Raw genomic sequence first — 10,919 nt, forward strand, 5'->3', positions numbered from 1 at the left:
AATATCGTGGACCTGGGAAGGTGGAGAATTCCCATCACTTTGGTGGTTGTCGCCTTCGCCCTGATCGTGGTCATCATCCCCTTTGTGACTGTTGCCCTTTCCAGCATCACGGTGAACCTCGGTGAATCGGTATTCTCCGAGGGAAACATCACCTGGCGGTATTGGGAACGTATTTTCACCCGAAAATCCATCCTCAGCTCTGCAAGAAACAGCTTGATTTCCGCAATAATGGCAGCCTCATTCGGTCTTCTGATCTCCTGCATGATGGCATACCTGCTGGTGAGGACCAACATCAAGGGTAAGAAAATCCCAGATTTCATGATCACGGTGGGAAGTGGAACACCAAGTGTCGTCATCGCCCTCTCGTTGATCATGTCCATGAGCGGGAAGTTCGGCATCAACATCTACAATACCCTGACCATCATGGTCATCGCCTATATGATCAAGTACATGATGATGGGTATGCGTACAGTGGTAAGTGCCCTGACGCAGATCAGTCCATCCTTGGAAGAGGCCTCCCAGATATCGGGGGCATCATGGCTGAAGAGCATGAAAAACGTCACCCTGCCGCTGATCGCCCCCGCCTTGGTGGCTGGTTGGTTCTTGATTTTCATGCCCTGCTTCTATGAATTGACCATGTCCACCCTGCTCTATTCAACCAACACCAAGACGCTTGGGTATGAGCTGTTTACCTACCAGACCTATCATAACCAGCAGACCGCCTCCGCTTTGGCCACTGCGATCCTGTTCACCGTCTTCGGGATCAACTGGTTGTTGAACAAGCTTACCGACGGTGAATTCTCAATCTAAACGAGGTACATGATGTCCAGCATACTCATCAAGGATGTTAAAAAAGCTTTTGGAGAGGTAGTGGTCCTCTCTTCCTTCAATGCCGAATTATCCGACGGGGAGTTCGTAACCCTCCTCGGCCCTTCGGGGTGCGGCAAAACCACGATGCTTCGGATGCTCGCGGGCTTTGAAAAACCCACCGAAGGGGAGATCTACATCGGTGATAGGGAGGTGAGTTCGACCAAGAATTTCGTTCCCCCCGAACAAAGGGATATCGGCATGGTATTCCAGTCCTACGCTGTCTGGCCGCATATGACGGTATTTGAGAATGTCGCCTATCCGCTGAAGATGAAAAAAATGCACAAGCAGGAGATCAAGACCTTGGTCGAAGAGGTTTTGGAAACCGTCCATCTCTCCCAATACGCCCAACGCATCCCCAGCCAACTCTCGGGAGGACAGCAACAGCGTGTAGCCCTGGCCCGGGCATTGGTGGCAAAACCTCAGTTGCTGCTGTTGGATGAACCGCTCTCCAACCTCGATGCAAAACTGCGCGACTCAATGCGTTTTGAGATCAAGGATATCCAGAAACAGCTGGGCATCACCGTTGTCTATGTCACCCATGACCAGATGGAGGCCATGACGATGAGCGACCGCGTCATCGTCATAAACAAGGGAATCATCCAGCAAATCGGGCCTCCTACGGAAATCTACCGTCACCCGGCAAACCAATTCGTCGCTGATTTTGTGGGAAAAATCAACTTCTTGGAGGCTGTCAGCAAGGACAAGATCCTCACCCTGAAGAAATCGGGGCAGCAGCTGCCGTATGAAGGACCGTTGGAAGGCGATGTGGTGGTAGGCATCAGACCGGAGAACCTGCGCTTCGTTTCAATAAAGGGAGACTTCACTGGAACGCTCTTCAGCAAGTTCTATCTGGGCGATGTCAATGACTGCCGCATCGATCTCGGGGGGGAGCAGATCCGCGTCATAGCCGAACCATCAAGCTTCGATACCTGCAAGGTAGGAGACACCTACCAGCTCAGGGTGGAAGAGTTCACTGTCTTCGAGGACAGCGGAGATGACTCACATACCAAGATTCTTACATAAGAGGATCATACCATGGCACAAGATTTACGAATCATTACAACCGGGGGCACCTTCGACAAGCAGTACGATGCGATCAGCGGCGAGCTCACGTTCCGCGAATCGCAGCTGCCGAGGATCCTTGGCCAGTCACGCTGCACTCTGACCGTCCACCTGGAAGGCCCGCTGGCGGTGGACAGTCTCTACATGACCGAGGAGCAACGTCATGAAGTGGCGAAAACCTGCCTGCATAGTGCCGAAGACAAGATTATCGTTGTGCACGGCACCGACACCATGTGCAATACGGCGAAGGTGATCGCTGAGACGTTGGGAGAAGAGAGTAAAAAAACGGTCGTTCTCACCGGCGCCATGATCCCCTACTCTCTCGAGGGCTCGGATGCAGTCTTCAATCTTGGAACGGCGATTGCATCAGTCCAGCTGCTCCCGCCCGGGGTCTATCTGACCATGAGCGGGAGAATTTTCAACTGGGACAACTGCCGCAAGAACAAGGAAAAGGGAATCTTCGAGACCATCACCTAGGCAAGGGTCTTTGGCAGGTATGCTTGATGGCAACCTGCCGTTTATTCTCTGCAGAAGCGAGCAGGCTGCACATCACCTCGACCACATGCCGGGTAAGCTCACCGCTTGCCCGGTGTTTCTTTGTATCGGCAAGAGCAAGGGCGATATCTGCAACACCCAGGCCACGGGAGTTCTCAGCATAGTCAAAGAGCAGGGGAATCTCCTTCCACTCCTTTGTACCCTTGGTGCAAAAGAGCACCGGACCACCGAAGGTATTGGGGTCGGGAACCTGCAAGGAGCCTTCACTGCCGTAGATTTCCATGCGGGGCATGCTATGATGCCATACATCAAAACTGGTGACCAGGGTGGCTACCGCCCCACCTGCAAAGTGCAGGACTCCTGCGACATGGGTAGCAACATCCACATCGATGACCTCCCCTTTCTTGGGCTCGCTGGTTATGGTTCTTGTTGCAAAGCTCTTTTGTGCATAACCGGTCACCGAGTCGACAGGACCGAGGAGATTCACCAAGGCGGTGATGTAGTACGGGCCCATATCAAACAATGGCCCGCCGCCTTGCTTGTAATAGAATTCCGGGTCAGGATGCCAGCTCTCATGACCATGGTTCATCATGAAGGCAGAGGCTCCAATCGGCCTTCCGATCCAACCATCGTCGATGAGCTTTCGGCAGGTCTGAATGCCTGCTCCCAAAAATGTATCAGGAGCCCCTCCGAGGATCAGACCCTTTGAGGAGGCCAAGTCCACAAGCTCGGAGGCTTGTTCAACAGTAAGGGAGAGCGGCTTTTCCACATAGACGTGCTTGCCCGCCTCAAGGGCTTGCTTGCAAAGGCTGTAATGACTCTGCGGCGTGGTAAGATTGAGCACCAAGTCAATCTCGGGATCCGCCAGCATGGCCTTCACATCTGCATACTGCTGTATCTTGAACGTCTGCGCTATTTCGGCTGCACGCTGAGCTAGCAGATCGACCACACCCACCACCTGTACCACAGAGCTGAACATCTTGGTCAGGTTTTCCAAGTAGATACCGCTGATCTTCCCGACTCCAATAATTCCTACTCTCAGTTTTTTCATATCAGAACATCTTCCTATCACTTGCAAATCGATCAATGCTCACACCTTGCTCTTGAGCAATCCGTTTACCTTCGGCAGCCCACAAGAGGCCGCGTTTCATCAATGTCCAAGCCTCAGGAATGTCAAAGACATCATCGTGGTGCCCCAAGGAGTTGTAGAATACCCGACCGTATCCCCACTTCTTTGTCCAGACGACAGGCATCTGTACGACTCCGTTGGTGGAATGGTACCAATCGACGGTGGGGAAAGTAGTAGTGGCAAGGACCTCCACGGCGGGGTCGACATGCAGGTAGTACTGCTCGCTGCAGACAGCAAAATCCTGCACATCCCGCGTCAGTTCACTTGAGCTGTGCTTGATGTGCACCCGATACGGCACGCCATCGGAGCCAGGGTGTGCTACCCAGTTGCCTCCCATGATGAACTGCCAAAGCACGTTGGTGCGAAACGCATCGCACATGCCACCATGGCATCCTGCCACTCCGACTCCGCTGCCGATTGCATCGGCAAGATGGTTGGTCAATTTGGAGTGCAGTTCCCCCATCGTCCAGATGGGTATGAACAAATCGAGGCTGAACAGATACTCCCTGTCCTGCAGGATATCAAGAGAACGTTCGAGTTGCACCTCAAAACCAGATTCTCCCAAAAACGTGGAAAAACGCTTTGCCACCAATTCCGGTTGGTGGCCATCCCAGCCACCGACCAACAAAAGGGCTTTCTTCTCTGCCATACTTTCTCCTTACTCCAATTCAGTATAGTGCAAGAATGCAAAATCCGCGCTCTTGGAAAATCCCGTCATATCTTGAGCCGAGAGCGTGAAGAATGCACCGGTAAAGGCTGTATTGTCCAACCTATCATCACTGATGCGCAGTGCATCACTGTCCTGTCCGTATTGGATGTACCGCTCTCCATCCAAGGAGTAGAAAAACCTGACAATTCCGTAGTCGGTCTCTATGCGAAGATACAGCGATGTCGTTTCTCCCAGCGCAACCGGCTCGAATGGTTCGTCATACTTGCCGTTGTCGCAACTGAGGATGCAGACCACCTTGCCAAGAGCCTCGTCATGACTGAACCTCAGGTAGTAGTACTGACGGGTCCCGTAATAATAGGAAAGACCAGCCATGTGTTTATACCAGGAGGGATCGAATTCGACTTTGGTGGTGACAATACACCTGAAAGCCTGCTGCCTGCGCCCTACCAAGGCCTGGGTGAAGGTGGAGTTCGGACTCTCCTTGCCATACAGACGCAGATACCCCTTGCGCGCTTTCAGTGAAAGGGTGTCCTCTGCGAGGGGTATGCGCAGTGTCTGGAAATCCAGAGGGAGCTTGTCCTGATCGAACGAGTAGTGAATATCAACCGGACCTGCAGGGGTTGCATCAAATGGAGACTCAAAGAAAGCTCGTGGAGCATTGCCGCCACCCTTGATCCTCGGCCACAAGTCCTCATCGAAGACTATATTCTGGATGGAAGTCTCCCGTCCAAGCATACAGTGCTTGTCCACCGGACGGCCGCAGAGATGGACCATCGCCCACTCACCGTTTTGCATCTGCACCAAGTCAGCGTGACCGGCTTTCTGGATTGGAAGGTCGGGTCTATCCCTGCTGGTGACCAAGGGATTGCCCGGCATCTCCTCGTACGGACCTTCAATATGCTTCGAACGTGCCACCGACTCTGCATGGTTGTAAAAGGTACCTCCTTCTGCAACCAACAGGTAGTAGTACTCACCGATGTGGTAGAGATGGGGACCTTCGGTCCATCCCAGTTCGGTTCCTTTGAAAATAAGCTTGGGGTTCCCTACACATGCACCCAACCTCATGTCGAACTCTTCCAGCAGGATGCCGGCAAACCGGCTGCGCCCTTTACGGAAATCGGTGGACATGGTAACGACATACTTGCGCCCGTCATCATCATGGAAAAGCGAGGGGTCGAATCCATAACTGTTGATGTAGACCGGCTCGCTCCAAGGACCGGTGATTGCAGGAGCGGTAACCAAGTAATTGTGTGTATCCTTGAAGTGATCCTTGGTATGTACGATGGTGTACAGCAGGTAGAAAGTTCCCTTGTCGTAGGAAAGGCAGGGCGCCCACACTCCGGTGGAATCGAGACACCCCTTCATATCGAGCTGGCTCACCCGGTCAAGCGGCCGGGTAAGGAGCGTCCAGTTCACCAAGTCCTTGCTGTGGTGAATTTGTACCCCTGGAAACCATTCGAAGGTCGAGGTGGCAATAAAATAGTCATCCCCCACCCTAAGGATGGAAGGATCGGGATTGAAGCCTTTAAGAATTGGATTCTGTACTCGCGTCATGATATCTCCTTGTCAGCCCTTGAGGGCGCCTTGTGTCAAGCCGTTGATGACTCGGTCCTGAGCTACAAAATAGAAGATGAGGACCGGAAGCGAACCTACCAGTATGGCGGTAAGCACTGCAGGAATGTTGATCGTCTGGAAGCCGTAGAAGTCACGGATGCCGAGGGAAAGCGTCTTCTTTGAGCGGGTGTCGATCATGACCAGGGCGTAGACAAACTCATTCCACATGGTCAGAAAGGTGTAGACACCGACTGTCGAGACTGCAGGACCGGAAAGAGGCATCACAATTTTACGATAGATCAGAAAGAGCGAACCTCCATCAATCTTGGCAGCCTCATCAAGCTCTTTGGGCATCTCCTTGAAGAACTGGGTCATGATGAAGACCGAAACAGGAATATTGAATGAGATATACGGCCCGATGAGGGCGAACAGTGTATCATACACACCAATGTTGATACTGAGCGAGTAGATGGGAATCAACGTGGTATGGATGGGAATCATCATACCGGCTACGACGAGAAAGAAAATGCCCTTGGTGACTTTGAAGGAGAACTTGGCAAACACAAAAGCCATAAGAGAGGATACAAGAATAACCAAGGTGACACCGCTGACACTGACAATCAGACTGTTGATGAAGTATTTCAGAAATGTCGGGGCAAAAACCAGCTTGTAGTTGCCGAAAAAGAGTTTTTTCGGAGGCTGCCAGATATTCATCATATACTCAGGAAGGCTCTTGAAACTGTTGAATACCAGAAACAGCAAAGGGAAGCCGGTAAGAATGAGGACCACAATGCAAAAGAGATAGATGCCGGCCTTAAACAGTTTATCGCTTACAGGTTCTTTTTTCATATCAATGAGCCTCCCTCACCCTGGTGATATAGAGGAAGATACAGGCAAAAAGGAAGCAGATGATGAACATCAGGCCTGCAATGGCCGAGGCATACCCCATGCTGAATTCCACGAATCCTTTCTTGTACATATAGGTGGCCATGAGCTCGGTGGCACCACTGGGTCCGCCACCGGTCATGATGTAGACCAAATCAAAATATTTAAGAGATCCTACCATCGACATGACTGCACTGGTTCTGAGTGTGGGCACCATCAACGGCAAGGTGATCTTCCAGAATGCCTGATAGCGGTTTGCACCGTCGATCGTGGCTGCTTCATACAACTCGGTGGAGATGTTGGTCAATCCTGCTTTGAGAATGATCATGTAGAAGGGAATGAACTGCCAGCAGATGACGAACAGGACTGCAGGCATTGCGGTACGCACGTCGGCAAGGAAGCCGATAATGTAATCGCCCAGTCCAACATGTTGCATTACATAGGCAAGGATTCCGAACATCGGATCGAAGAAGAGCTGCCACATGATGCCGGTTGCAACGGTGGAGAAGAGCATGGGAAGAAAGAAGATGGTACGGAAGAAACGCGTACCCTTGATTTTGCTGTTCAAGGCAAGAGCGATGAGGAGTGCGAAAGGAAGCTGGATGACGATGGAGGTGATCATCAGAATCAAGTTGTTTTTTACCGCCACTCCCATCATGGGATCTTGAAGGAGCTTCAGATAGTTCCCAAGCCCGACAAATCCAGAATTCTGGCTGATACCCGTCCAATCCAAGGTAGAGAACTGGAAGGTCATGACAATGCCGTAGAGATTGTAAATCCCATAAAACAGGAGCCCCGGCAGCAAGGCTGCCACAACAAAGAGAATCTCCCTATGGTTTGTTGCACGACGTTTAGTTTGGACCATGAATACGTTCCTTATGCTGTAGAGAGGGAGGCTGAAAACCAGCCTCCCATCATGGGTGATTTCAATCCTTACTTCTTGGCGGGACCTAATACTTCCACAGCTTTCGCCTCCACCAGCTTTGCAGCCTGGGCGGGAGTCATGGTCAAACCAAACAACGCTTGTGTGGTATCCTTATGCACTTCTGCGAGGGCAGGAGGCATATACTGGTCGTAGAAGTTCTGCATGACTTTTGCACTCATGAGCACATCATACTGCTGCTGGATGAGCGGATCATTGATTACGATGCCCTTGACACCAGAAATCATGCGGGACCCGTCGATCATGTCTTGACCATATTCAAGGTCGGAGAGCGTGACAAGCAGCTTGAATGCTTCATCGGGATACTTCGTTCCTGCATAGACGTGGATGACATTTCCGCCGCCCACAATCTCGTCGGCAGAACCCTTTGCACCCTCGATGACCGGGAACTTGAACAGGCCGAGGTTGTTCTTGTAGAAGTCAGGAGCCTCATTGATACAGTTTCCAAGCAGACCGTTGGTCTGGATGATGTGTGCAGCCCTGGAGCTGTAGAACAACATTCTCGATCCACCGGTGTCGTAGTTGATACCGTTCATACCTTCAGGATAGTAACCCTTGCGGACCCATTCCTGAATCTTTTCACCGGCTTTGATGAAACTCTCATCCTCGAACGTCTTTCCATTCTCCCGATTGAATGCATCGATGAAGACCTGTGCCCCGCCGTAGCGCATCGAGAGGTAAATGAAGGTGATGGCCCCGGGCCATTTGCTTGCATTACCGAGTGCAATGGGGATGATGCCGTTGGCTTTCAGCACGTCACAGTTGTGCTCGAACTCTGCAAGCGTTGTGGGTACCTTCAGACCGTACTTATCGTACAGCTGGCGGTTGTAGTATACAGAAGAAGGTCCGCAGGTAATCGGAAGACCATAGATCTTGTCTCCACTCATACTGATGGAGATACCGGGTTCGAGATAGTTTTTGGCAACACTCTTCACCTGTTCGGAAATATCAAGCACTTTGCCTGCTTTGATGAACTCCTCCATCCAGCCGCCACCCCAGGTGATGAACAAGTCGGGTGGATTTCCTCCGCCCATCGCTGTCTTCAGCTTGGTCTTGTAGGGATCGTTCTCGATTGCCTGATCAACCACTTTGACGTTCGGGTTTGCCGCTTGATAGCGGGCAATAGCCTTCTCCATGGTAGCTCGTCGGGTGGCATCAACGCCGATGTGCCAGACATTCAGCGTAATCTGTTCGTCTTTGGCTGTTGCTTCAGGGGCCCCTGCTGCAAACAACAGGGACATGCCCACTACCAAAGCCAGCGCCAAGGTACTCAATTTCTTCATGCTGTAACCTCCTTATCAGGTAACGCATCATGTACTATTGCAAGCCACACAGACCTGCATCCTTTTGTATATTCAGTGTGGGGGCGTTTTGAGCAGATAAGAATGTCTACTATATACATTACATATGTTTTATTGATTTTTTACTAATAATTCGTTTATCTATATCAAATGTATTACTTTCTAAATCTTTTCTTAATATAAATATACAAATAGCCACAAACCTAGATATTACATATGTAATATAGATTTATGGCTGAGATTGAAACCACTGGAATGTCGTTCAGGCTTGTCTGTGCCTACCTTCCTAAATACCCTCCGTCCACTGGAAGCATGATGCCGCATACGTAATCGGAGGCATCACTGGCAAGATATACTGCAGCTCCCGCCATATCCCGGGGCTGCCCCCAGCGTTTGGCAGGAATACGCTGACTGAGTTCTGCAAACCGCTTCTCATCCTCGACCAACGCTGTGTTGATCGGGGTAGCCATGTAACCGGGTGCAATGCAGTTGACGTTGACACCCAGGGCCGAGAGTTCATTGGACATGGTTTTGGTCAGCTGCATGATTCCGCCCTTGGCAGCACAATAGGCAACCGTATAAACACCGGCTGCAACGGAATTGACACTGGCAGTGTTGATGATTTTGCCCTTGCCGAGAGCGACCATCAAACGAGCCGCCCACTGAGCGAGATCAAAAACAGAAGTGAGGTTGAGTTCAATGACCTTGTCCCAATCCTCGATGGGGAACTCGAGGACGGGATGGCGGATCTGGATACCGGCATTGTTGACCATGATATCGAGCTTTCCGGCCAGCCGATTTTCAATGGCCGACTTCAGTCTTGCGCGATCGGCCCGATCCAGCAGGTCGGCACACATGCCTTCGGCCAGCAGGCCTTCACAGCGAAGCTGCAGAGCCTTCTGCTCGACCTCGGGATTCACATCGACGAGGATGACAAAAGCTCCCGCCTCTGCAAGGCCCTCTGCCATCCCCCATCCCAGACCTTGATAAGCGCCGGTTACTACTGCATTCTTTCCAGTCAAGTCAAACGGGTTGTGTTTCATACTGCCTCTTCATGCTTGCCAAGGGATTCCACCCGTCATTGATGAATTGGTCGATGGTGCGGTTGCTGCTGCCGTAGGTGATGAACTCTTCGACCTGCATCCCATCCTCCTCATACGCCTTCCTGAATTCAGCAAGCGTCGATAATCTTCTGATCACAGCCTCATCAACGGGCTTGTCAATCTCCGTTTCGAAAGGCCCCTTGAGAGCAAGCAGCACCCCCTGAATCTTCACTGAAATGGACATAATCATTTTAGCCCCGCTTAAGGCGGTGATGTGGTAGGCACCCCGGCAGCCTGCAGGCATGAGATACGTCTCATACCCCCGCTCGGCATACAGATGGTATGCTTTCTTGATGCAAGCAGTCCCAGCCTGGCGGATGTCCGACTCAGACACGTCGGCTTGTTGGTCCTGGGCGACATCGCGAAGGTAGTCGTCCAGCCTCCCCACCATGAGAACGGCAATCGTAAGCGGGGTTTTGAGACCGTTTTTTCGAGCCCTCCCAATGCCTCGTTTTGCAGCTTCAGCAACAGCAAGCGCCTGGGGTACGGTAAAACCAACGGTCGCAGCCACATTGTATCCAAGGGCTGCACACTCCTCATAAGCACGGATGCCGGCCTTGGTAGCAGGCAGCTTGATCACCACATTGGGGAACCATGCTGCAAACTGCTTTGCCTGGGCGAGCATGTATGCATAGTCACCGCACTTGTTGGGATTGGTTTGTGCGCATACATACCCGTATCCGGGTCGCTGTTGTTGATACAGGGGCTTGAGGGTTTCGGCATAATGGCCGGTAACCGCCTTGACCAAACCAAGCACTTTCTCATCACCGCCAAGCTCCATGGCACCCTGGATTGCATTCCGCCATTGATCAGGTTGACTTGACAGCGTCTGATTGACCAAAAACGGGTTGGTGGTCATACCGACCGCGCCCCACGATAGAGCGCGCTCGAGTTCATCCTTGTTGGC

The 10,919-nt window shown here is 51.7% G+C and carries 11 protein-coding genes; 3 read left to right on the forward strand and 8 right to left on the reverse strand.

Features of this window, described 5'->3' with window-relative positions; genetic code table 11:
* The 3 genes from B3F49_RS09355 to B3F49_RS09365 form a co-directional block, all read left to right on the forward strand.
* On the forward strand, nt 1–810 hold an 810-nt coding region (locus B3F49_RS09355; RefSeq protein ID WP_293910620.1), incomplete at its 5' end, for an ABC transporter permease.
* A gap of 12 nt (nt 811–822) precedes the next feature.
* Nucleotides 823–1,893, forward strand: coding sequence for an ABC transporter ATP-binding protein (locus B3F49_RS09360; protein WP_293910622.1), 1,071 nt, complete (start codon nt 823–825; stop codon nt 1,891–1,893).
* A 12-nt stretch (nt 1,894–1,905) separates the two neighbouring features.
* Nucleotides 1,906–2,409, forward strand: coding sequence for an asparaginase domain-containing protein (locus B3F49_RS09365; protein WP_293910624.1), 504 nt, complete (start codon nt 1,906–1,908; stop codon nt 2,407–2,409).
* On the opposite strand, the gene B3F49_RS09370 is transcribed toward B3F49_RS09365, so the two are convergent.
* From B3F49_RS09370 to B3F49_RS09405, 8 genes are all read right to left on the reverse strand, one after another.
* Nucleotides 2,402–3,478 carry a Gfo/Idh/MocA family protein gene (locus tag B3F49_RS09370; protein WP_293910626.1) on the reverse strand — a complete coding sequence of 359 codons (1,077 nt, stop codon included), beginning with the start codon at nt 3,476–3,478 and terminating at the stop codon, nt 2,402–2,404. The two genes, B3F49_RS09365 and B3F49_RS09370, sit on opposite strands and share 8 nt — an antisense overlap.
* A 1-nt stretch (nt 3,479) precedes the next feature.
* Nucleotides 3,480–4,205: a ThuA domain-containing protein gene (locus tag B3F49_RS09375; RefSeq protein ID WP_293910628.1), complete on the reverse strand. Its 726-nt coding sequence runs from the start codon at nt 4,203–4,205 to the stop codon at nt 3,480–3,482.
* 9 nt (nt 4,206–4,214) lie between these two features.
* Nucleotides 4,215–5,780 (reverse strand): glycoside hydrolase family 43 protein, encoded by a 1,566-nt coding sequence (locus B3F49_RS09380; protein ID WP_293892366.1) that lies wholly within the window; start codon nt 5,778–5,780, stop codon nt 4,215–4,217.
* Between the two features lie 12 nt (nt 5,781–5,792).
* Nucleotides 5,793–6,629, reverse strand: coding sequence for a carbohydrate ABC transporter permease (locus tag B3F49_RS09385; RefSeq protein ID WP_293910630.1), 837 nt, complete (start codon nt 6,627–6,629; stop codon nt 5,793–5,795).
* 1 nt (nt 6,630) lies between these two features.
* Entirely contained in the window at nt 6,631–7,530 is a 900-nt protein-coding gene (locus B3F49_RS09390; RefSeq protein ID WP_293892360.1) for a carbohydrate ABC transporter permease, read from the reverse strand.
* A 68-nt stretch (nt 7,531–7,598) separates the two neighbouring features.
* A complete protein-coding gene (locus B3F49_RS09395; RefSeq protein ID WP_293892357.1) occupies nt 7,599–8,891 on the reverse strand; it encodes an extracellular solute-binding protein in 1,293 nt (430 codons plus the stop codon).
* A 296-nt stretch (nt 8,892–9,187) separates the two neighbouring features.
* Complete coding sequence (locus tag B3F49_RS09400) at nt 9,188–9,952, reverse strand: SDR family oxidoreductase (RefSeq protein WP_293892354.1); 765 nt, start codon at nt 9,950–9,952, stop codon at nt 9,188–9,190.
* Nucleotides 9,933–10,919 (reverse strand): transaldolase family protein (locus tag B3F49_RS09405; RefSeq protein WP_293910632.1); only part of this gene is annotated, 987 nt, incomplete at its 5' end. The genes B3F49_RS09400 and B3F49_RS09405, both read right to left, overlap by 20 nt.

Source organism: Sphaerochaeta sp. UBA5836 (assembly GCF_002432845.1).
Classification (GTDB): Bacteria; Spirochaetota; Spirochaetia; order Sphaerochaetales; family Sphaerochaetaceae; genus Sphaerochaeta.

What these genes read in the sequence shown, in the direction of transcription:
- B3F49_RS09360 (WP_293910622.1), top strand. Translation starts at nt 823, where the DNA reads ATGTCCAGCATACTCATCAAGGATGTTAAAAAAGCTTTTGGAGAGGTA.
- B3F49_RS09390 (WP_293892360.1), bottom strand. Translation starts at nt 7,530, where the DNA reads ATGGTCCAAACTAAACGTCGTGCAACAAACCATAGGGAGATTCTCTTT.
- B3F49_RS09395 (WP_293892357.1), bottom strand. Translation starts at nt 8,891, where the DNA reads ATGAAGAAATTGAGTACCTTGGCGCTGGCTTTGGTAGTGGGCATGTCC.
- B3F49_RS09385 (WP_293910630.1), bottom strand. Translation starts at nt 6,629, where the DNA reads ATGAAAAAAGAACCTGTAAGCGATAAACTGTTTAAGGCCGGCATCTAT.
- B3F49_RS09370 (WP_293910626.1), bottom strand. Translation starts at nt 3,478, where the DNA reads ATGAAAAAACTGAGAGTAGGAATTATTGGAGTCGGGAAGATCAGCGGT.
- B3F49_RS09375 (WP_293910628.1), bottom strand. Translation starts at nt 4,205, where the DNA reads ATGGCAGAGAAGAAAGCCCTTTTGTTGGTCGGTGGCTGGGATGGCCAC.
- B3F49_RS09400 (WP_293892354.1), bottom strand. Translation starts at nt 9,952, where the DNA reads ATGAAACACAACCCGTTTGACTTGACTGGAAAGAATGCAGTAGTAACC.
- B3F49_RS09380 (WP_293892366.1), bottom strand. Translation starts at nt 5,780, where the DNA reads ATGACGCGAGTACAGAATCCAATTCTTAAAGGCTTCAATCCCGATCCT.
- B3F49_RS09365 (WP_293910624.1), top strand. Translation starts at nt 1,906, where the DNA reads ATGGCACAAGATTTACGAATCATTACAACCGGGGGCACCTTCGACAAG.